Genomic DNA, 18,849 nt, shown 5'->3' on the forward strand with positions numbered 1-18,849 from the left:
TGAAATGGCCACCATCCTGCTATGCCGGATGAGACAGGGGGGAGCAAAGCATATGGTTTCCACACGATACCGCCCGAAAGACCTGAAGCTGGCGCGTCGCCATATCGTGAAGGCGGCGCATCGCGTTGCCGATCAGGAAATGGTGATCAGGAAACTATTGCGCAAAGGCAGACCCTCCGGGCCGGCCTATGCGCTGCTCAGCAGGCTCTACGACGATCAACGGCGGAAGCTCGATCGGCTGAAACTGATCGAAGCGATGGTTGAGGTAGAAGTGCAATCCTGTATGGACGTGCCCCGCAATCCTGGCACCTCCGCGCCGCCCCTTGCGATCGTGCACAGCAGCGGGATCTCTTTGCCGGAACGGCAATCCGCCACGCCTTGTAGCGCAGATGATTGGCGCCCATATTTGGTGTAGTGGCAGCTTGTGAACGGGTGCTGCTTCCCGGCGTAATCAGAGTTACCCGGCCCCAACCAAAGGAGGGCACCATGTCTTCCACGGTAAACATCCATTGGTGGAAACGCCTGGCTCAGCATATCGGCAGGTTCCGGTATATCGACTTTCTGGTGAAATCGACACCAGCAATCTGTCTGGCCTTTATCGTCTATATCATTCTCAACGATGTGTTCTGGTAGCGCTGCAAAGACTGTTGCCGCGAGCCGAAGACGCTTTGCTGCCTATCAAACGAAGTGGATAACGCGATGCAACTGCGAGAAATGGGTGAACAAGACTGCCTCGCCTTTCTGGCAGGCCACACCCGTGGCCACCTGGCATGCCTCGGCGAGAAATATCCCTATATCGTTCCCATCCAGTATGCCTATGAAAAAGAACGGCTTTACATATTTTCCATGCCGGGCCTGAAGATTGATCTATTGCGGGCCCATTCACCCGCCTGTGTTCAGGTTGAAGAATTCGGCGAAAACCGAACGTGGAAGAGCGTGCTTGTTCAGGGCACCTATGATGAGCTGACCGATACGCCGGCTCGGCATGACGAACGCCTCCACGCCTGGTCTCTCCTGCAGAAGCAACCGTTTTGGTGGGAACCCGGATCGCTTGCCTTAAACTCGGAAAGCGAAGACAGCCCTGCTCCCTCCATATTCTTCGGCATTTCGATTGAGGTGGTATCGGGGAGGCAAGTAGTTTAACATGCGGGCGTTCAGACTCGCCGCGCCTTAATCCTTGATTGGCAAGGGTGCGCTGCTGCATGATATATGGAACTCCAGACAGACACCTCCAGCTAAACGCTGTCCGATACCAGCCTTTCCCATAGGGGCGCGGATTGCTTGATGCATCCACCAACGTGGCCAGCTGAACCGCAGCACTGCGTTCAATGCCACGCGACCACTCATAGGGAAAACGATGACAGACGCACCTGAGAATGAAGCGCTTTTCAACATCACCGGACACTATGTGCAGGAGTTGAAGGCCGTTCTTCAAAGCGAGAGCATTGTCGAAGGCACCGACTACGAAAACAGCGCCTTTAACGAAAAACGACGGAACGAAGGACTGCACCTGCTGCGATTCCACAAGACCGGCACGGCAGCGCAGGCAACGCAGATCTGGGAAAAACATATGACGGCCCGAGCGCATCGATAGGACGGCAAGCCAATTCCTCAACCGATGCCGGCTTGGCTCGTTCCGAAGCCGACAGAGCAGGATGCCGAAAAGCGTGAGCGGTTTTCGGACGACATCATGCTCTAACTCTTTAATTGAAACAGGATTCCGATTTCAGAGCCGACCCGGCTGAAAATCATCCTGTTCTGGTGCTGACGCGGCGACATCAGCTGATGTCCGGCGCAACATTGCCTTGAAAGGAAAAATCATGACCAATGACACAAGCAAAAAGACCCAGCCCGCCAAAGCGGCCGTGGCTGACGCACCCTACGACGTCATCTACTTCGCGAAGAAACACCGCATTTCCAACGAGGATGCCAAGGACATCATCGAAAAACACGGCGCCAATCGCAAAGAGGCGGACAAGGCGGGCCGGCGTATCAGCGTCTAGGGCAGAAAATGATCTGGCAGGCGTTTAAATCCTAAAGTCTTTATTTGATGCATGTCGTTGTCCCAAAACCGCTGTACGGTTTTGGGCGAGATGCATCAGCCTCTGTAGCCTTTGCATCTGCTGGCGATGCCACGATGCAACAGCAACGGACGAATTAACCCTACTGGCTTACCTTAATATCAGCATGCGCTTGAATACCTCGGCTCCTATGCCATCGTAGCATCACGATAACACTTCTGGTTCCTGAAGCAGCTCGCCGGAACCATGGCCCGCCTTTCTGGGGAGAGGCCGGCTTGCCTTCATAGGGCCCGAGCTCAATCGAATGGAGGGTGCGCCATGAACAACGTCTTGGAATTTCGGGCAAAATGCCCGCATGTCGAAAGCTTGTCCGACTGCCGGGAAGCGCTTGAACCTGCCGTGATGAAGATCGTCAGCGACGCCATCGGCAGGGGATACACGGCCGCGGAAGCCGCCATGGTGGTTGCCGACATCGCCGACGATTACATCCTGATGCTGTCGCGGCAACCACGGCATTGATACGCTTTGCGGGCGCGCAACTGTACGGCTTTGCGCCCTGGCGATCGCCGAGAGCAATGCCTTCGGTTCTGCATCAGTGGACCGCGCAGCAACTGCAGGGGTAGCAGTGGTACAGGAGACGAGACCTGCCGCGCGATCCGCCGGCAAAACCCCTGATATTGCCGGAAGTTCCCGGCAGAGCGACGGCACCGCGACCCCGGAAAATTCGTGGAAGGGCCATCGGCACCTGCCCCGGCATGATTCGGCAGGCATACCAATAGACTCCGTCCAGGGTGAAAATCGATAGGCACACGACAACGCCAACGAAAAACCCTGCCGGAGCAGGGCTTTGAGTGGATCGGAGTGTGGCAGGCCGAGCAGTCGGCCCACATCTTAAACAAGATCGATGATTGAAAAGCCCGGCAATAGAACCTCTTTTACCCAGATTCGCCGCGCTGCTCCGTGTCGCTCAATCTTTGAATCAATGCCGTAATGCGGCGTGAAACGATCAGATGGACAGTCTTTTGCGACCCCTTCACGACTCAGAGCGGTTCAGCTTTCATGGAAGCTGAACCGCTCTGACCTTTTGTCTCATGCAATTCCCGGGGAAACCGCTTCGCGCTTGGACTAACGCCACCTTGGCTGCCGCGGCGGAGCATTGGCCTGGATTTCATGGAGCGGCGCCCGCGGCCCGAGAAGTTTCTTCAGCTTCTTCTCCTCTGCCGGGCCGATCCCAAACTTGCGGCAATGCTCCGCAACATCGTGCTCTCGCGGGCCGGGAATGCGAACTTGGCGATTGCTCATGCTCTTCATGTCTGTTTCCTCCTAAGAGGAAAACCAACAGGGCGCAGATTTGTTCGTTAGGGAAGTCTAAAATTTCGGGGTTTGTTTGCTTCGGTTGGGGCACGTGAGTCTGCTGGCGCCCTAGTGCTCGCCGATCAATTGATCTTCAACCAATGCCGAAGCGCCGCCACAGCCCCATCGCTCGCATAGGCAATCATCCCGCCGATCGTCAGGCCGGCGAAGGCAATCAAGCCCGATATCCCGTAGCCGATCGTCTTCATCCGTTTCCACTCCTCAAGCGCCGGCCCGACCGCCTCCTGGTTCTTCTCGACGGTCTCCTTGAGGCTCTTGATCTCCTCGCGGATTAACGCATCCGCACCGCCGCTGATCGCCACCCTGGTATCGAGATGGGCGATCTGCCTGGCCTGTTCGTCAAGCCGCTTGTGGATTACGGCGCGGCTGTCGTGTGCATTGGCCTTTTCGTCACCGACCTCGTTGCGCAGAAGTGCCACGTTTTCCTCGATGCCTGTCAGCCTGCCCTCGACGCGTCCGAGGGCGCGCAGGATATCGTCATTGGATGTCATCTCTATCGGTGCTCTGTTGTGCGATGGAACGTTTTCAGCCTGGGGATGTTGAATCTTCGGATTCCTGAAGAGGCGTATGCATGCCGCAAGACAGCTCAATCGATCTGAAGCGAGGCGCCCATGAGAATGCTATTGATGATCATCATCGGGGTCATGGTCGCGTCGATCCTGAGCATCCCGGTGATCAAGCCGTTCGTTCAAGGGAGCGGCAAGAGCGAAACGCCGCCGCCTGTCATCCAGCAGCCGGAGCCGAAGTGACGACGTCGAAGGCGTCCGCCACTCGCACGCTCAAGAATTGAATTTCACCTTCTCGGATTGGGGAATGCCGCCCACGACACGGTCGATCACGGCGCCGTAGGGATGAACGCCATCCGGCGTGACGCTCGGGCGGACGATGGAGCCGACCGGCAGCACCGTGGAGCGCGGGATCGAGATGGTAATCGTATTGCCGGAGATGCTGCCGATCGATGTGGTCGACAGGCGGGCAAGGCCATCCGGCCCGGCATAGGTGCTGATCTCCTGCTCTGGCCCGAAGATGCTGGCATCCGCAACCTCGATCGTCGTGTAGGTCGCGACCCCATCCGTGCCCGATTGCACGGTCACCACCGTGCTCGGTAGCTCCAGCATGCCGGGCCAGACGCCCTCCCTTTCACCGGAAACCCAGGCCGCATAGGTATCGATCGCGTCGTCGCAGCAGGCCGAGGTCTTCGCCAGGATATCGGCGCGCAGCCGCCATTTGCCCGAGGCATCCGTGCCGTCCGCCGGCCAGGTGTTGTTGGCCGAGAAGCTCTGGTAGGAGGCCCTGAGATAGAGGTCGTTGGCGGTGATTGTGCCCGTCGCCGGCGATGTCGCCGATCCGGCAAAATTATAGGTGAAGCTGTTCGGCCCGGTGACCGTGATCACCACATTGCCGTTATACTCCGTCTGCGCAGCGCCGGAGATCGACACCGTCTGGCCGGTCGCGAGCCCGTTGATGCCCGAGGCGATCGTGGCCGTTGCGACGGCGCCGACCGATGTGAGGGTGACCGCGCGGGTGGACACGGTGCGGCCGAGCGGCGGCAATGCGACGATTTTGACGCCGGGGTAGCGCGCCCGAAGCCTGGTGATCAGGCTTCTGTAATTGGTGTTGAAAAACTGCGTGTAGGTGGCCGCCGTATCGTTCTGCCCCATCTGGTTGGCGATGACGGTGAACGGCTTCTGATTGTTGTTGAAGGCGGTGATCTCGTCGAGAATGGCCCAGCGCCGGGTCGCGATCGCAGCACCGGTGCCGGTGAGCTCGCGCACCGAACCGTTTCCCGGCATGCCGATCATCAGATGCGGAATGCGGCCGATGCCGCTATCCCTATCGAGCCATTGGCGCAACCAGCCGAGATTGCCGCGCGCATCGGCGGCGGCGGAAAACTGCTGGCGTGCCTCACCGATGCTGTCCACAAGGCCGAGAACGATCGGGCGACCATCCCAATCACCCTTGGCGACCATGAAGTCAGGCCCGTAATATTGCGGCTGGGCGACGGTCGCGTAATTGGTATCGAGTGCGGCCGTGCTGTCGGCAAGCGGGGTGTCCTTGAAGGCGAGCAGCGTGGCGAGATCGCCCGCACCCCAGACACGCTCTCCGCGATGCTTCTGGATGCGGTAGACCGGCCAGATCTTCTCGCCGACGGCGGTGTGATAAAACAGCCAGATTTCGATTTCGCTTTCCGGCGCGACATCGGGAATGGTCAGCTCGTCCGTCCAGGCGCCGTTCGTCTGGTCAGCGACCGTCACCGTGTTCAGGCCGGCGAAGGTGCATTGGTAGAAGACGCCTGCGACCCTGATGAACATCGCATCGGCGACCACGGCATTGCCCGGTGTGCCGATCGTGCCGGTGACGACCGTTTCCTGCGGCGAGTTTCCGCCTTCCGTCGAGGCGAAGCCCGAGAGGTGAAAGCGGAAGGTCCTGGTCTTGTACTGTGGCGTGTTGACGACGATCTTGCTGCAGACGTAATTCGCGCCGGCTGCGGCGGTGACGATGTTTCCAGACGGCATGCGGTTGCGGGTGGCGAAGAACATGTAGCGATCGGGGTCGGCGCCCGCCCCGCCTCCACCGCTCAGCATCGGATTCGCAAGGGCAAGCGAAATAGCGTTCATCATCGGCGTGTTCCATATCTGGCGGTGAGGTCGTCGTAGAATTGAATGGTGCGCCCCTGGCGGGCATTGGCGCGGTCGAGCGCCTGGCGCTCGCGGACGAGGATGGCGATGACGGGCTCGCCTTCGACAACAGGCGCATGCGCTTCCTGCCGGCGCAGATCGTCCGGCAGCGGCGGCAGAGTAATGCCGGCCGCCGCCTGCCCTTTCGTCACCGCCGCCTTATTCAATCGCTCAGTGGCGGAGCAGCCACTGACGATCAGCAGCAGTGACAGCGCAAGCGCGGTTCTTTTCCGAAAGCTGAAGCTCATAGGATTGGATCTCGGTTTCGAGTGTGTCTTTGGCGGCCTGCTCGGCGGCTTCTGCGGCCTTAAGGCGCTTGCGATGCTCTTCGCCGGCCTCCGCCGCCGCATTGCGCTGGCGCTCCATCTCGGCAGCCTGGGCCTCGGCTGCGCTCTTCTCGGCAACAAGGATATAGCCGGCACGCGCCTGCCTTGCCGCCGAGGGATAGCCGATCGAAACCGCGTAGAGGTGATAGAGCATCAGGCCACCGGCGAGGCCGGCGCCCATCTTGAGCGTGTCGAGGATAGAGAACATCAGACGCCCTCGAGGCAGAACTGGCGTTCTTTCTGCCGGCGCCTGATAAGCCCCGGACAGACGATGCCGGCGGGGCGGTTCCACTTCAAAAGCGCCTCGCAGCCCTCGGCCGTCCTGCCCTGGTTGATGAGCCTGATCGCGCTCGAGCCACAGGCCGCCTTGACGCCGACATTATAGGCAAAGGAGGTCAGCGCCACGAAGCGCGCATCCGGCAGGGCCACGCGCACGCAGCTTTCGATGCCGCCGGCATAGGTCTTGAGCTCCAGCGCCAGGAGCGCCTTGCACTGCTCCACCGTCTTGCGGTCCCCCGGCTTCACGCCATTGGTGCTGCCATAGCAGATCGTCCACGGCTTCCCTTGCGTGGCCGGATCGGGATAGGCATTCTGGCGCAATCCCTCGAACGATCCGACGAGCGCCACGGCCATGGCCGCGGCGGCACTACCCTTCTGCAGGCGGTTTGCCATTCAGGTCTCCTGAGATTTTCTGCTGGACGAAGATGCGGGCGATGATCGCCGCAACGGCGAGAAGCCCTGTCGCCACTGACATGGCGAGCTGGATGTAGATGTTGCGCGACACCCAGGTGGCGGCGATGAAGGTGTAGACGGGCTCAACGATGATGAAGAGCAGCGCCAGCGCCATCAACCGCACCGACCAGGCACGCTTCAGCACCGCGCGCCAGTTATGGACGAGCATGGGTAGGCTCCGGATTTTGGATGTGGCAAAGAAAAAGGCGGCTCCGAAGAACCGCCTTGAAGATCCGTGACTTGTGCCTGTACGACCTTTCTCAGCCGTAGGGTATTCAAATAGCTTATTTGCTGAGGACGTAGCAGTGGAACGCGTTGGCCGGATTATCATGGATCTCAGTCGCCGCGAATGGCACCGCAAACCGCTTCAGCGATTCCACCCATTCCGACTTCACATCAGCTAGTCTGTCGACCGGAATGGCCTCCACCGCTTTTAAGAATGCCGGGAACATCGGCCTGAATCCAATATCCCAAGCCTGAATAATGTGTTTCGATAAATGGTTCGAGTGACGACGGACCTTCAATCCGGCAGACTCGAAGATTTCCCGCCATTGTTCGTCGCTAGCTGCCTGTTTGATGTTGTCGCTCAAACGGCCTCGGTCAAGCTCGTCGAGCCAGCTCCACGCGGGATCTTTGGTCTGCACGAATAGGCGATTGAAAAAGCTGTAGTCCGGAAGAGTCTCGTTCGGCAGCATCAGGCACAATTTCCCGCCGGGCCGCAGTATTCGGCAAAGCTCTGCCATCGCAATTGCAGGATCATTCAGCCAATAAACTATGTTGGAGAAGATCGTATCGAAACTATCATCCTCAAACGACAGAGGCTCGTTTCCGTCGCCGACGACGGTCTCGGCATAAAGACCCAATCCAGCTGCTTTCTTCAGCAAATTTGGCTTGTGGTCGAAGCCAACAGTAATCTGATAATCCGGCCTCTTTGCCACTAATGGCGCGTAACTATCGTCATAGGCATCGAACACGTCGACCTTCTCGTAAAAACGATCAAGGTTAACTGTCTTTTGAAACGCATCAAAGAGGGGATTAAACTCGCCGCCAGCCCTGATGAATGAGAACAGCCCGTCGCCGCAGCCGAAATCGAGTGAGCGACCGATAAACTCAAAGTCTCGCATCGCCTCGATATCCAAGTACCGCCAGAGAGCAGTTTCAGGCCGAAGCCAAAAAACATTTAGTAGTTGATTGAAATTTTCAGACGTCATTGGGACTCTCGAAATTTGTATGGATCGGAGACGAAGATGCCACCACTTCAGCCAAAGTCGCGGGACGATTTGAGTTCGTCAACTCTCGAATCCCTCTATTCCATTGAAGGCTTCTCCGACAGCGAAAAGATCAAGGGCATTCGACTTGCCCCTCGTCAGCTTGCCAGAGTCCGAAAGGCAGGAGCGCGCGGCCGACCGGACGAAGCCCGTCGCCTGAGAAGATCAATCTACTTCAAGGGCTATCAACAACATTCGCTAAATGAGCGATCAGCCTCGCACCAGGTGGCGCAGGGATGTCACCTCGCGCCACTTATTTGACGAGAACGAGAGTGGTCTCGGGATTGTTGAGGGGGAATATTGGTACTGTGAAGTACACAATAGTTGTCTATTGCTAAGTTTTCGCTTAGCGGTTACTTGGCGAAATGCGATCACTTCCGAGTCCAAACAGGATCGAAGGCCTCGATACCGTCAGAGCAGTTGCCGCGCTGTCCGTAGTATTCGCGCATTTGCTCGGGCCGTCGATGCCTGGCATCTCGCGATACATCTTCACCGGCCACCCTGCCGTGATCGCCTTCTTTGTGGTTTCCGGCTTCTGCATCCACTACCCGTATCGGTTCCGTGGCCTCCAGGTCGCGCCATTCCTCGCCGGTCGGTTTATCCGGATCGTGCCGCCCGCGACCGCCGCCTTCATCCTGGCTCAAGCCATGGGCATGAGGGCCTACAATCCGATAGACGGCTACATTCTATGGTCCGTCGTCTGCGAAGCCGTCTACTACTGCCTGTACCCGCTGATCTTACCGATATCGCGCCGGATCGGATGGCCGGTTCTTACCGCCGTTTCGGTCATTGCCTCCTATGGCGTAGCAATTGGCTTCGGCTCGGACCAATATGGGAACGCTATGAAATACGGGCCGCAACTCAATTGGGTTGTCGGGCTACCTGCCTGGCTTCTTGGCTGCTATCTCGCTGAAAACCTCGACCGCCTGAAACTTCGAGGCAATGTTTGGGCCTGGCGTGTCGTGAGTGCCGTAAGTGCTTCCACGCTTTATTGGGCGACGATGAACACGGCCACCGGCTTTTACCTGACTATGGTGCCGTTTTCAGTGCTGGCGGGATGCTGGATACTGGCAGAGATCAGGACCGCGACAGATCGAGGGCCGATAAGGTCTCTGGAAAAGATCGGTGCCGCTTGCTTCTCGATTTACCTCGTCCACGCCATAGCGGCGGCTGCTGTTGAGCGGATCGTGACGGCGCCGATCATCGTCTGCGCTCTTTCCCTTGCTCTGGTCTATCCCTTCTATCGATGGATCGAGAAGCCGTGCCATACCGCCGCGCGCCGTGCGAAGGCAAAGATGGAGCAGTTAGAGGTCCGACGCCGCTTGGAAGAAGGCGTCGATTTCGGCGGCTGAAGGCCCATGGCCGCGAACCTGCTGCCATCATCGGGCTGTCCTTGACGAAGGTTCCGCGATTGTCGAAGGCATCCTGCATTTCCCGTCCTGCTGGGCCACCCATGACTTCACGACGTCGAGCAGAGCGCGGGAAGCACTAGCCGGAATTTAAAAGTCTTTATGCAGCCCTCCCACACGGGAAATAGAAACCATCGGTCCACAGCCACATAGTGCCGGCTGCGCCCGCGACTTGGCGGATCTGCTTGTTCGTGTTTGTCCATATATCCGCTGAGCCAATGGCATAGTTGCTGGCAACCTGGACAGCGCCGACGTTGCCGCCGTCATTACCGATGCTTGCAGCCAGTATCCCCTGCGATGGGTCTGAAAAAAGCGCGGAGGCCGTCGTGGCGGTGGAGGTATATTGGAATCTCAACTTTGCCTTGATCTTCACCCCATTTGGCACTGTTAGCGCCAGAAGCGTCGAGGTCGTAGAGATAGCAGCGTTGACAGCGTCCTTCACCGGCGTCACGAAGGTATATTCGTCACGGGGATACAGGATAAACGGCCGAATGTTCGAGCTGGCATCGGTCAGCACGACGCCGATGCATTTGACGATCGTGTAGCCGGTGAGCAGCATCGTGTTGACTCCGGCGATCGTCGCGGATGTCGACAACACGACATCGAAAGTCTGATCGTTATCCTTGCGCAGTGCATAGGTGAAGTAGGTGGTATTTGCAGCAACAGAACCCGTGTCGAGACCACCAGTGCCGGTCCCGGCCGCAAACGTTCCATTTATCCGCTTTGTGATGGACGACGAACTGGAAACGAAGCTTGATCCCGACCGAGCGGAGCCGGCCGCGAAGTCGACATGGGTGTTCGGACTGCCGCTGTTGTTCGAAAGAATGAGCCCAACAACGAAATCGCCGACGGCGGAACTGTCGGCTTTGCTTAGGATCCTCATCATAAGCTTGTTCGAAAAGAAGCCGGACCCACTGCAGATAATGAAGGTGGAATAACCATTCGGAACGACCATCGTGGCCGCGCCGTCGATCGTCTCTGACCCAGTGGGATCAATCGTCACATCGCCGCCATCGGCAATGACGGCATAGTGCCAGTTTGCACCGAGCGTTGCCGCTGCGGCCAGGGTAAGTGTGGCTGCCGCGGTGAAGCGATGGATAGCGTTGTCGTCGGACGCAAGCGCCGTGTAATCGCCCGACTTGGCCGCATAAAGCAAGACTTTATCGAACGAGACGTCGACGCCGTTCTGGGCAAAGCCGAGCAGGCCGCCGCCTTTCAGATAGAGGCCGGTCTGCGGAGTCGAGGCGAAGCCGAGGCCTGGGGCGGACACCGTTCCGCCTGCGGCCTTGAGGGGCGCGACCATCGGCGCCGAGCCATCGCGCGGCAGCGAGTTGGTGATTTCGTTGCCGAGGTCGGTGGTCAGTGCGTTCCACGGCACAGGGTCGATGACCTGGCCGACCGAGGGTGTCGTTCCGGCGGGCTTGGAATAGACGCCGGTGGATGGGTTTCTGGGCATTCATCATCTCCAAAGAAAAAGGCCCCGCGCATGCGAGGCCATTTGGGTGTCTTGCGAAGGCGGGTGCACAGGCGACTGTTTTCGCACCGAATGAGCACTGCAGAGATCGGCCACCTCAAGATCGCGGACATGGCACACCCGTCTCTTCAAAGGCGGGCACTCGAATCTGTTCGCTATTGAGATCGGGGCAGCGGGGGAAACGGTAGCTTCGAAAGAGTGCACCCGCTTTCCGCGTTCTTTTCTGACGTACGTAGGCTATCGCCTCTTAAATAAAAGGTCGGCTCCGTAAGCATCCGTTTTGCTGCCGGTGACTCCGCTATTGCGGCCGTCGAACCGGGCAATAAGATCGAAGCCCATTCGACCAGCTATCTCGGTCAACGACGCCTCTGAAATGGTCTGATGCGGGTAGCGGATATTGACGTCCTCGAACCCTTCAGGAATCGGCCCAGCGCCGTTGTCAAAGAGCCTGGATGACTGGACGCTGAAGGCCTTGCGATTGGAGAAACAATTTCGCGCCAGATAAGCGTACCGCCCCGTCCTGCCGAGAGCGTCACTCCATAGCTGTTCAGGATCGGCCAGATATTGAAGCGTTCCGCTGCTATAGAAGACATCGTATCCATCGGGCAGTTGATCAGAATGCGATATCGATGGGCGCAGCGCCCTCGACGCATCCGACATGGCCTTGGTCTCGACCACGGTGAACGACCACGAAGGGAACCGCCGTTGCAGGACGGCGCACATCTCCCCGGCTGAACCGCCGAAATCAACGAATCGGCCAGAGGGCATGTCGAAGGTCTGGAGCAGTTCTTCTGGCGGCTTTGCGTAGGAATCCTCGTCGCCGACGATCTGCCGGGAGCGCGCCACCCTGAAAGCCGTGAGATCCCGTGACCCGTACTCTGCGCTGGCCGCTGCCGCGTGGGCCCAAGATCTATATCGCCTTTCCCGCGTATGCCACTGGTAGGCGGCGACAATTGCAGATTTCGGTAGAACCGCTTTAAGGAGCTTCTTGATCATAAGAGGCATCTACAACTTTGCCCTTCAGTTTGGAAGAGGCAACCGGTAGCCGAGGATAAGAGTACGGTCGACGACACAGACATGGTTTCCGGCTACGAGCGGCGCCGGTCCAGGGGTTTCTGGGCATTCACCTTCTCGGAAGAAAAGGCCCCGCGCATCGCGAGGCCATTGATGTGTGCTGCAAAATCTTAGGATTGTTTAGATGCGTTCCTACCAGAGGCCATTTTGCTGCCGAGCAAGTAGCGCACGTACGAGCGCGGCCGATTTGCCAAAGTCGGCCGGCGGCCCGTTCTGTCCGCGGCGATCGTCCTTCGCACCCCGCGGGTCAAGATCCGGTCTCGGGGTGGGAATGGGCACGTTGGCCGGCAGCGAACGGACGGCATGCGCGGCCGCCTTGGGCTGTGCCGCGATCGCCGCTTCAATCATGCTATCCGGATAAAGATCGCCCGATGTTCCCTGCTCCTGAGTAATGAGGGCGCGAAGGAATTTCTTTGCCATCACCGGGTCAGTCAGGCGAATATCGTCGTCAGGGCCGATGCCCATCGATCGCGCAATGTTGGCGGCCGCCGTAAAGGAGTCGGGCGTCCATCCCCCTTTTCCAGCGATGATCTGGTTCGGCGTCAGCATGCCTTTTCGATATTTCCTCATGACCTGCCAGAAATTGTGCTCCATGCCCGCTTCCGGCGTGGCATAGACGACTTGTGGATCGCCCTGGTCGGTGTTCTCGGAAGGGCCGATGATCCCTGGCCTTTGCTGGCCGACGTACTTGAGATTGGTGGGATTGTTGTTGCGCATGCCGGCCGGCAACTCGGCGCGACGAACGGGATCGGACAGAATGGTTTGAAGCTCTGCACCGTCGTTTGCGGATCCGGCAGCCCCGCCGCCAGCAGCCGGCGCCGCGGGCTGTTGGCGGCGTTCGTCGGTTGTCATCTCTGGGTCGAGATAGCCGGGTCTCAGCGAAGGCATGGGTCCATTGTCAGGCAGCGGAGCAAAGGCATCGTCGTCCGGCTGGTCGGCCGCCATAGGCTGGCCGCGGCGATAGTCGGTCGTCACCAGTGGATCGCGATAGGGCCTCGGGGTCGGAACGGGCGGGTTGGCAGGCGGCGCGAAGGGATCGGCAGCGCCTTCGGTCAGAAACTGCGGCAGGAGACTATTTGCTTGCTCGGTCCTGCGGGCCGCCTCGCCGCCGGGCTTGTCGTAGCCGGCAAATCGCCAGGCATTATTCATGAGACGCTGCGCTTCCTCGACCGAGGTTGCGGCGTTCAGCCTGGCGATCAGCCGGGGGTCCTCCTGCAGGAAGAACTCGGCCTGCGTCTGCGGGCTGATCGCGCCCGGCTTTTCACCTCTGGTGGCAGCAAAGTTATAGAGCTTTTGCAGGCGGGTATCGCGCCACGACATGATGCCGCCGGAGGTGCCTTGCTGCCCGCTCTGGCTCGGGTCGGACCAGGAGCTGTTGGCTCTCTTCGGCGAGAAGCTGCTTTCCGCCTGCCCCGTCGAGGCGATGGCGGCGAGCCCATAGGGATTCGAGACCTTGGTCTTCACCGTACGCATGAAGCCGTCATAGACATTGCCGTCGACGGGCTGGGCGGCTGATGCCGCGGGCGCGCGGTACGCCGGTCTCGGTGTCGGAATGGGTCCGCTGTCAGGCAGCGGAGCGAAGGGATCGTCGCCTGGCTGATCGGCCGCCATAGGCTGTTCCCGGCGATAATCCGTCGTGACCATCGGGTCGCGATAGGGCCTCGGCGTCGGAATGGGTCCGTTGTCGGGCAGCGGGGCAAAGAGACCGGCGCCCGGCTGCGCGGCCGGGCCCATGGGCTGTCCGCCGCGATCGTCCGTCGTCATCAGCGGGTCGAGATTGGGTCTTTGCGGCGGAACGGGCCCGTTGTCAGGCAGCGGAGCGAAGGGAAAGTCGCCAGGCTCGCCAGCTGGCGCCGCGCTACCGTCGCCGCTTTCCTGCTGCTCCTGCCGACGGATCGCCAGTCCACCCATGAGTGCCTGGACAAGACGCGCAGCCCCTTGCCAGGGGGATTGTACGGGACCCGACTCCATGCCCTGCTGCAGCATGGCGTAGGCCAGCTGCTTGCGCCGGTCGCTGATCTCGCCCTGCGTCTTGCCGGTATCGCCGCCTGATATGAATGACTTTAATGACATGAGCCCACTGCCCTTTCGTAATCGACGCCGTCGAAACCGTCTGTTCGAACACCGCGTTCGGATGAATCTTGCGCATATCGTCGGATATCAGGCCGATATTGGTCGGGCCGCCGTCCTTGCGCCTGAAGGCGTCTGCCGGCAGACCGTTGTTCAGCGGGCCGACGCGCCTGATGCCTTGCTTCAGCCGTCGATCCGGCGCACCGGGCCGCTGCCGAAGAGCAACGACAGGAAGCCGGGAGAGGCTGGCGCGGGGGTCGAACGCGCAGCCGTCGGAGCGGCGGTCCCTGCGGCGCCACCCGCCTGCTGCTCCTGCCGCTGTTGACGAACCGCTAAGCCGCCGAGCCCGCCTTCGGCAAGCCGCGCGCCCCCTTCCCACGGGGACTGGATCGGGCTCGTATCGGTGCCCTGCTGCAGCATGGCGTAGGGCAGCCGCTTGCGCTGGTCGCTCAGGTCGCCCTGCGTCTTGCCGGTATCGCCGCCGAATAAGAAGCCCATTACACAACCGCTTTTTCATAATCGACGCGATCGAACCCTTCGGCATCTTCGAACACTGATTCCGGATGAACCTCGCGCACATCATCCGACATGAGGCCGATCTGCACCGGGCCGCCCTTCTTGTACCGGAAGGAGTAGACCGGCAGGCCGTTATCAAGCGTGCCGACACGTTTGATATTTTCCTTCAACCGCCGGTCTGATCCCATAGCCCAGCCACCAAGCAGCGACGAGCCGAGTCCGAACAGGCCGCCCATCGCCGCATTCGACTTGGCTAGCTGCTGATTGTACTGGCCCATCTGCTGATTGTAGTTCTCATTGATCAGCCCGGCCTGGTCGACGGTCGGCAGTTGCGTCGTCGGCGTGTTGACATAGCTCGGCTGGTGGACCTGCGAGCCCGACATCAGCGCCGAAATCTCGTTCAGCGGCTGGTTTCGCTCGGTGAGGATCGAATTCTGGGCATTCGAATACATGTCGCCGAGATACTGGTCGGATGCCGCCTGCTTGCGCGTCGAAAAATCGCGCAGCGCGTTGTCATAGGCGGCCGAACCCATCGAGATGCCCTTGTCGGCAAGGCTTTGGTCGAGGCTCGCCCGATCGCGGTCCCACTGGTTGTTGAAGCCGGACTGCCAGTGATCGTTGACATATTTGTCGACATTGCCGGCGCTGAGATCGACATTGGTGCCGAGAATGCCCGAAACCTTGCCGGTCTGGTCGTTGGCGAGCCTGGCAAGGCCGAACTGCGTCTGCTGCGTCTGGTCGTAGATCGCCTGGTTCTCGGGCGAATAGGTCTGATAGGCCGAATAGGTCGGCAGCCGATAGGTCTTGCCGTTCTGGTCAGTCATCGTCTGATAGCCGCTGACCTTGTATTCCAGCGAACCGTCCGGCGTGTATTGGTTGGTGTGGCTCAGCCCCGCATTGGCGATGGCGGTGTCGACGTTGGTGGCCGTCTGCGCCGCTGCGGTCTGTGTCGGATCAGGCGCCTTAGGGGCCTTCGGCGTGGAGACCATAGGGAAAATCCTCTTTCATGATTGCGTAAAGCAGCGCGTCGCAGTCGCCGAAATAGGCCTGCTGGCGGCCTTCCAGGCGTGCGCCCAGTCTTGCCAGAACCTTCTGAGATTCGGCATTGTCGGCGCGGGTCCTTGCGGTTGCGCGGCGGCAGCCGAGCTGATGCACGACATAGCGAAAGACCGATCGCATCAGCGTCAGCGTCAGCCGGTCGGCGGCAAGCGAGACCTCGACGTCATGCTCGGTCCAGACGTTGAAGACGAAGCCGGCGATGATCCGGCCGCGGTCGATATGGGCAAGCGTGGTGTAAGGCGGATGAAAGGTCACGCCGATCCTGTTGCCGACCCAGGCCGCAATCTCCTCGCGCGGTTCGGAGACGATCAAATCGGCGCGCCCTTTTCGTAAAGCACCGAGCCGCCGACCACGGCCGCTTCCGAGACGGAGCCGGACGAGCCCGAGATCAGCGCCCGGATCGTCGGCGCCAGGGCTGAACCGGCGCCGCCGGCGGAGGCGAATTTGCGGACGAGCGAAATGCCCGGAAATTTCGACACGCCCCAGACCGCCGTTCCCCACTTTGCCGCCGTATTGTTCTCGATCGATGATAGAAGTGCTGTCGGAATCTTGGTCTGGTAGTCGACCGAGATGCCGGCATACATCAGCGTGGAAACCCCGATCTGCGCCGTCACCCCGATCAGCTTCGAAAGCTTGGTCGAGAGGCCGTCGCCATAGCGGCTCCATGCGCCGACCATCAGCGCATCGATCGCCACACCATTGTCGTTGGCCCCGACTTCGGCCTCATAAACCGTGCCGTCTGCCGCGCCGAAAAACAGCCGGTCCTGCCACGTCGTCCAGCAGGAGGCAGGCATGCCGACGAAGCGGCACCAAGCCCCGGTTTCGGTGTTCATCACATATTGATAGGGGCCGAAGGAGGACGGCAGGTTGACGATCGCCATCTGCCGCGCCGGGAAGCTCGAAAGCTGCCACTCCTCAGAAGTCGTGCCGGTCGCCGCAACGGTCTCGCGCCAGGTCGGGCCGATCTTGGCGGTGATCGCGCCGAGGCTGGTGGCGCCGCGGTCGAGCTGCACGGCCTTGGTGATCGGTACGATACCATCGGTCGTCATGATCGCGAGATCAGCGCCGACCGACAGCAGGCATCGATCTGTGCCGAGCGGCCGGCCGAGCTTGAAGGTGCCGATCAGGCCCCAATTGGCAGCATTCGAGGGATCGGACCCCTGGAAGACGATCACCTCGCCTTCCGAGGAGATCAGCACCAGGCATTGCTGCAGGCCGGTCGAAACGGGAATGGTCCAGACGTTGATCGCAATCAGCGTGCCGCCATATTTCATGTTGCCGCCGACCGGCAGCACCGTCGCCGTGCCGCTGACGGCATCGGTGGCGAGATACCAGACATTGGTCGAATTCTTCTCGATGAACCAGAGCCGCGAGCGATAGGCGGTAACGGCGATCAGCAGCGAGGCGTCCGGAATGCCTGATATCATCGTCGAGGGAACGTAAGGGGTCGCGACCGCGCCCGTCTCAAGCTGCGCATTGGTCACCGTTCCCGAGACGGTGACGACAAGCGTGCCGGCCGCCGGCGTGAAGGTCAGCGTCACCCGGTTGGCGACGCCCGTTCCATTCAGCGTGCCGGTGAAGGCGCCGGAAAGGGTGACGGAGCCGGTGCCGAAGAAGCTCAGCGTATAGGACGTGTTCCTGACGGCGACGTTCTGGGTGGCGAGCGTTGCCGTGCCCACCAGAAAATTATTCGTCCAGGCAGTGCCGTTGAAGAGCAGCGGCGTGTCGAGGCCGTTGACCAGGCGCAAAAACTCCTGGCCGGCCGGGTTGGTATATTGCTGCATCGACCAATGGGCGCTTGCCATGCCGGAGACGACGGGCGCAGCGACAGCGCCGCCCGCCGTGATGTCGAAGATCTTGTCGCCCGCGGCGGCAAACAGCCGGTTGCCGACGCCGGAATAGGGAATGACCGTCTGCACATCGGCGCCAAGGCCGGTGGCGAAGGCGAGGTAACCATAGCGGGCGCGAACCCGGTTGGCCTCGGGAAAGAAGTTGTCGAGCTGAAACGCCGCATCGGCAGGCATATCGGCCATCTCGACATCGGTTCGCCAGCCGCCGATCGGCGCGATCCAGTCTTTGCCTGGCGAAACGCGGCGGGTGCGCCCGTTTTGAGGGACAGGTCTGCGGGTCATGGGTTCAAAACCGTGATCGTGCCGGGCCAATAATTCTCGGGCGCCTGGCCCCTCGCCGGCAGCGAGAGGTCGACGGGCGCTGCCGCCCGATCGGCGCCGATCGCGGCTTCCTTGGATCGCTCGAAACTGGCGATCTCCTCGCCATAGTCGAGACCCTTGGCCCGCTTCCAGCGCCAGATCAGCGAGAGTTCGAGAAGGTCTTCGGGAAAACGGGCGGTATCGGTGTCACCGGCCCAATTGGCGGCATAGGTCGCCTCGCCATTCAGCGCCACCCAGAAGCCGGAAATATACTCATAAGCCATCGTCTCGCCTGCAGCGTTCGGGTGGATATCGAGCTTGCCGCCGGCCATGCGCCAGATCTGCGGGACCGGGTTCGAATTGATGATCCTGTTGCGCTGCCAGGTCTGCGGCTCCACCGGGCCATTCAACTGCCAGAGGCGCGAGGCATTCCAGATCTTCGAATTGGCGGCGAAGCGGTCCCAGTCGGCGGGCGGCTCGGCCGGTTCGGGGTTGGCGCCCGTCGTTGCGAATTGCCTCTGCACCATCAGCGCCGACCAGTCATGCTCGCGCATCAGGTCGCGGCCGGCGCGGGTGGAGAGGATGCGCAGCTGCATGATCTGCGGATCCGCCGAGGACATGACGGCCGTCGGCGGATCGAGGTCGATTTCCGCGCAGACGTTCTGAATGATGGTCAGTAGCGACATGCGCGGGATCTC

The 18,849-nt window shown here is 60.3% G+C and carries 25 protein-coding genes and 1 pseudogene; 9 read left to right on the forward strand and 17 right to left on the reverse strand.

Annotated features, from left to right (window positions below):
* The first annotated feature begins 52 nt into the window (after positions 1-52).
* The 6 genes from FY112_RS30650 (at position 53) to FY112_RS30670 (ending at position 2,540) form a co-directional block, all read left to right on the forward strand.
* Entirely contained in the window at positions 53-415 is a 363-nt protein-coding gene (locus FY112_RS30650) for a hypothetical protein (protein WP_131630638.1), read from the forward strand.
* A gap of 71 nt (positions 416-486) precedes the next feature.
* Positions 487-633: a hypothetical protein gene (locus FY112_RS37010; RefSeq protein ID WP_181018305.1), complete on the forward strand. Its 147-nt coding sequence runs from the start codon at positions 487-489 to the stop codon at positions 631-633.
* 66 nt (positions 634-699) lie between these two features.
* Positions 700-1,143 carry a pyridoxamine 5'-phosphate oxidase family protein gene (locus FY112_RS30655; protein ID WP_131630635.1) on the forward strand — a complete coding sequence of 148 codons (444 nt, stop codon included), beginning with the start codon at positions 700-702 and terminating at the stop codon, positions 1,141-1,143.
* Positions 1,144-1,357: 214 nt separating this feature from the next.
* Complete coding sequence (locus FY112_RS30660; protein WP_017959490.1) at positions 1,358-1,594, forward strand: hypothetical protein; 237 nt, start codon at positions 1,358-1,360, stop codon at positions 1,592-1,594.
* 226 nt (positions 1,595-1,820) lie between these two features.
* Positions 1,821-2,003: a DUF3606 domain-containing protein gene (locus FY112_RS30665; RefSeq protein ID WP_131630634.1), complete on the forward strand. Its 183-nt coding sequence runs from the start codon at positions 1,821-1,823 to the stop codon at positions 2,001-2,003.
* Positions 2,004-2,339: 336 nt separating this feature from the next.
* Positions 2,340-2,540 (forward strand): hypothetical protein, encoded by a 201-nt coding sequence (locus tag FY112_RS30670; protein WP_131623872.1) that lies wholly within the window; start codon positions 2,340-2,342, stop codon positions 2,538-2,540.
* A 606-nt stretch (positions 2,541-3,146) separates the two neighbouring features.
* On the opposite strand, the gene FY112_RS30675 is transcribed toward FY112_RS30670, so the two are convergent.
* Together FY112_RS30675 and FY112_RS30680 are read right to left on the reverse strand one after the other, a co-directional pair.
* The gene (locus FY112_RS30675; protein ID WP_017959487.1) at positions 3,147-3,332 is read right to left on the reverse strand and encodes a hypothetical protein; all 186 of its coding nucleotides are present in this window, start codon (positions 3,330-3,332) and stop codon (positions 3,147-3,149) included.
* Between the two features lie 125 nt (positions 3,333-3,457).
* Positions 3,458-3,886, reverse strand: a complete 429-nt coding sequence (locus FY112_RS30680; protein WP_151520019.1) for a DUF1515 domain-containing protein — start codon at positions 3,884-3,886, stop codon at positions 3,458-3,460.
* Between the two features lie 120 nt (positions 3,887-4,006).
* Between FY112_RS30680 and FY112_RS37015 the strand changes: the two genes are divergently transcribed.
* A complete protein-coding gene (locus FY112_RS37015; protein WP_165504078.1) occupies positions 4,007-4,144 on the forward strand; it encodes a hypothetical protein in 138 nt (45 codons plus the stop codon).
* 30 nt (positions 4,145-4,174) lie between these two features.
* Here FY112_RS37015 and FY112_RS30685 read toward each other — a convergent pair whose 3' ends face one another.
* The 6 genes from FY112_RS30685 to FY112_RS30710 all read right to left on the reverse strand — a co-directional run bounded on the left by FY112_RS30685 (position 4,175) and on the right by FY112_RS30710 (position 8,342).
* Positions 4,175-6,016, reverse strand: a complete 1,842-nt coding sequence (locus FY112_RS30685) for an SGNH/GDSL hydrolase family protein (RefSeq protein ID WP_151520020.1) — start codon at positions 6,014-6,016, stop codon at positions 4,175-4,177.
* Positions 6,013-6,225, reverse strand: a complete 213-nt coding sequence (locus FY112_RS30690) for a hypothetical protein (RefSeq protein ID WP_151520021.1) — start codon at positions 6,223-6,225, stop codon at positions 6,013-6,015. Before FY112_RS30690 ends, FY112_RS30685 begins: the two co-directional genes overlap by 4 nt.
* A gap of 19 nt (positions 6,226-6,244) precedes the next feature.
* A complete protein-coding gene (locus FY112_RS30695) occupies positions 6,245-6,607 on the reverse strand; it encodes a hypothetical protein (protein ID WP_151520023.1) in 363 nt (120 codons plus the stop codon).
* Positions 6,607-7,071: a lysozyme gene (locus FY112_RS30700; RefSeq protein WP_151520024.1), complete on the reverse strand. Its 465-nt coding sequence runs from the start codon at positions 7,069-7,071 to the stop codon at positions 6,607-6,609. Before FY112_RS30700 ends, FY112_RS30695 begins: the two co-directional genes overlap by 1 nt.
* Positions 7,046-7,300, reverse strand: coding sequence for a hypothetical protein (locus tag FY112_RS30705; protein ID WP_151520025.1), 255 nt, complete (start codon positions 7,298-7,300; stop codon positions 7,046-7,048). Before FY112_RS30705 ends, FY112_RS30700 begins: the two co-directional genes overlap by 26 nt.
* A 115-nt stretch (positions 7,301-7,415) precedes the next feature.
* Positions 7,416-8,342, reverse strand: a complete 927-nt coding sequence (locus tag FY112_RS30710; RefSeq protein WP_151520027.1) for a class I SAM-dependent methyltransferase — start codon at positions 8,340-8,342, stop codon at positions 7,416-7,418.
* 36 nt (positions 8,343-8,378) lie between these two features.
* On the opposite strand from FY112_RS30710, the gene FY112_RS30715 reads away from it, so the two are divergent.
* Both FY112_RS30715 and FY112_RS30720 read left to right on the forward strand, forming a co-directional pair.
* Positions 8,379-8,660: a hypothetical protein gene (locus FY112_RS30715; protein WP_151520028.1), complete on the forward strand. Its 282-nt coding sequence runs from the start codon at positions 8,379-8,381 to the stop codon at positions 8,658-8,660.
* Between the two features lie 104 nt (positions 8,661-8,764).
* Positions 8,765-9,751: an acyltransferase gene (locus FY112_RS30720; protein ID WP_151520029.1), complete on the forward strand. Its 987-nt coding sequence runs from the start codon at positions 8,765-8,767 to the stop codon at positions 9,749-9,751.
* 157 nt (positions 9,752-9,908) lie between these two features.
* Here FY112_RS30720 and FY112_RS30725 read toward each other — a convergent pair whose 3' ends face one another.
* From FY112_RS30725 to FY112_RS30765, 9 genes and pseudogenes are all read right to left on the reverse strand, one after another.
* A complete protein-coding gene (locus FY112_RS30725) occupies positions 9,909-11,264 on the reverse strand; it encodes a hypothetical protein (protein ID WP_151520031.1) in 1,356 nt (451 codons plus the stop codon).
* A 255-nt stretch (positions 11,265-11,519) separates the two neighbouring features.
* Positions 11,520-12,278: a hypothetical protein gene (locus FY112_RS30730; RefSeq protein ID WP_151520032.1), complete on the reverse strand. Its 759-nt coding sequence runs from the start codon at positions 12,276-12,278 to the stop codon at positions 11,520-11,522.
* A gap of 210 nt (positions 12,279-12,488) precedes the next feature.
* Positions 12,489-14,429 (reverse strand): phage tail tip lysozyme, encoded by a 1,941-nt coding sequence (locus FY112_RS30735; protein ID WP_151520033.1) that lies wholly within the window; start codon positions 14,427-14,429, stop codon positions 12,489-12,491.
* Positions 14,420-14,622 (reverse strand): annotated as a pseudogene (locus FY112_RS38200) (tail fiber domain-containing protein); the annotation flags it as partial. The gene FY112_RS30735 and the pseudogene FY112_RS38200, both read right to left, overlap by 10 nt.
* Positions 14,610-14,924, reverse strand: a complete 315-nt coding sequence (locus FY112_RS30745; RefSeq protein WP_151520035.1) for a hypothetical protein — start codon at positions 14,922-14,924, stop codon at positions 14,610-14,612. The gene FY112_RS30745 and the pseudogene FY112_RS38200, both read right to left, overlap by 13 nt.
* Positions 14,924-15,931: a tail fiber domain-containing protein gene (locus tag FY112_RS30750; protein ID WP_151520036.1), complete on the reverse strand. Its 1,008-nt coding sequence runs from the start codon at positions 15,929-15,931 to the stop codon at positions 14,924-14,926. Before FY112_RS30750 ends, FY112_RS30745 begins: the two co-directional genes overlap by 1 nt.
* On the reverse strand, positions 15,906-16,313 hold the full coding sequence (locus tag FY112_RS30755; protein ID WP_151520037.1) for a GNAT family protein: 408 nt from the start codon (positions 16,311-16,313) through the stop codon (positions 15,906-15,908). The genes FY112_RS30750 and FY112_RS30755 overlap by 26 nt, the downstream gene beginning before the upstream one ends.
* Positions 16,310-18,133, reverse strand: a complete 1,824-nt coding sequence (locus FY112_RS30760) for a hypothetical protein (RefSeq protein WP_151520038.1) — start codon at positions 18,131-18,133, stop codon at positions 16,310-16,312. The genes FY112_RS30755 and FY112_RS30760 overlap by 4 nt, the downstream gene beginning before the upstream one ends.
* Complete coding sequence (locus tag FY112_RS30765) at positions 18,130-18,837, reverse strand: hypothetical protein (protein WP_151520039.1); 708 nt, start codon at positions 18,835-18,837, stop codon at positions 18,130-18,132. Before FY112_RS30765 ends, FY112_RS30760 begins: the two co-directional genes overlap by 4 nt.
* Positions 18,838-18,849 lie beyond the last annotated feature (12 nt).

This window comes from Rhizobium sp. PEPV16 (assembly GCF_008919455.1).
GTDB lineage: Bacteria > Pseudomonadota > Alphaproteobacteria > Rhizobiales > Rhizobiaceae > Rhizobium > Rhizobium leguminosarum_Q.

What these genes read in the sequence shown, in the direction of transcription:
- FY112_RS30650 (WP_131630638.1), top strand. Translation starts at nt 53, where the DNA reads ATGGTTTCCACACGATACCGCCCGAAAGACCTGAAGCTGGCGCGTCGC.
- FY112_RS37010 (WP_181018305.1), top strand. Translation starts at nt 487, where the DNA reads ATGTCTTCCACGGTAAACATCCATTGGTGGAAACGCCTGGCTCAGCAT.
- FY112_RS30655 (WP_131630635.1), top strand. Translation starts at nt 700, where the DNA reads ATGCAACTGCGAGAAATGGGTGAACAAGACTGCCTCGCCTTTCTGGCA.
- FY112_RS30660 (WP_017959490.1), top strand. Translation starts at nt 1,358, where the DNA reads ATGACAGACGCACCTGAGAATGAAGCGCTTTTCAACATCACCGGACAC.
- FY112_RS30665 (WP_131630634.1), top strand. Translation starts at nt 1,821, where the DNA reads ATGACCAATGACACAAGCAAAAAGACCCAGCCCGCCAAAGCGGCCGTG.
- FY112_RS30670 (WP_131623872.1), top strand. Translation starts at nt 2,340, where the DNA reads ATGAACAACGTCTTGGAATTTCGGGCAAAATGCCCGCATGTCGAAAGC.
- FY112_RS30675 (WP_017959487.1), bottom strand. Translation starts at nt 3,332, where the DNA reads ATGAAGAGCATGAGCAATCGCCAAGTTCGCATTCCCGGCCCGCGAGAG.
- FY112_RS30680 (WP_151520019.1), bottom strand. Translation starts at nt 3,886, where the DNA reads ATGACATCCAATGACGATATCCTGCGCGCCCTCGGACGCGTCGAGGGC.
- FY112_RS37015 (WP_165504078.1), top strand. Translation starts at nt 4,007, where the DNA reads ATGAGAATGCTATTGATGATCATCATCGGGGTCATGGTCGCGTCGATC.
- FY112_RS30685 (WP_151520020.1), bottom strand. Translation starts at nt 6,016, where the DNA reads ATGATGAACGCTATTTCGCTTGCCCTTGCGAATCCGATGCTGAGCGGT.
- FY112_RS30695 (WP_151520023.1), bottom strand. Translation starts at nt 6,607, where the DNA reads ATGTTCTCTATCCTCGACACGCTCAAGATGGGCGCCGGCCTCGCCGGT.
- FY112_RS30700 (WP_151520024.1), bottom strand. Translation starts at nt 7,071, where the DNA reads ATGGCAAACCGCCTGCAGAAGGGTAGTGCCGCCGCGGCCATGGCCGTG.
- FY112_RS30705 (WP_151520025.1), bottom strand. Translation starts at nt 7,300, where the DNA reads ATGCTCGTCCATAACTGGCGCGCGGTGCTGAAGCGTGCCTGGTCGGTG.
- FY112_RS30710 (WP_151520027.1), bottom strand. Translation starts at nt 8,342, where the DNA reads ATGACGTCTGAAAATTTCAATCAACTACTAAATGTTTTTTGGCTTCGG.
- FY112_RS30715 (WP_151520028.1), top strand. Translation starts at nt 8,379, where the DNA reads ATGCCACCACTTCAGCCAAAGTCGCGGGACGATTTGAGTTCGTCAACT.
- FY112_RS30720 (WP_151520029.1), top strand. Translation starts at nt 8,765, where the DNA reads ATGCGATCACTTCCGAGTCCAAACAGGATCGAAGGCCTCGATACCGTC.
- FY112_RS30725 (WP_151520031.1), bottom strand. Translation starts at nt 11,264, where the DNA reads ATGCCCAGAAACCCATCCACCGGCGTCTATTCCAAGCCCGCCGGAACG.
- FY112_RS30730 (WP_151520032.1), bottom strand. Translation starts at nt 12,278, where the DNA reads ATGATCAAGAAGCTCCTTAAAGCGGTTCTACCGAAATCTGCAATTGTC.
- FY112_RS30735 (WP_151520033.1), bottom strand. Translation starts at nt 14,429, where the DNA reads ATGTCATTAAAGTCATTCATATCAGGCGGCGATACCGGCAAGACGCAG.
- FY112_RS30745 (WP_151520035.1), bottom strand. Translation starts at nt 14,924, where the DNA reads ATGGGCTTCTTATTCGGCGGCGATACCGGCAAGACGCAGGGCGACCTG.
- FY112_RS30750 (WP_151520036.1), bottom strand. Translation starts at nt 15,931, where the DNA reads ATGGTCTCCACGCCGAAGGCCCCTAAGGCGCCTGATCCGACACAGACC.
- FY112_RS30760 (WP_151520038.1), bottom strand. Translation starts at nt 18,133, where the DNA reads ATGACCCGCAGACCTGTCCCTCAAAACGGGCGCACCCGCCGCGTTTCG.
- FY112_RS30765 (WP_151520039.1), bottom strand. Translation starts at nt 18,837, where the DNA reads ATGTCGCTACTGACCATCATTCAGAACGTCTGCGCGGAAATCGACCTC.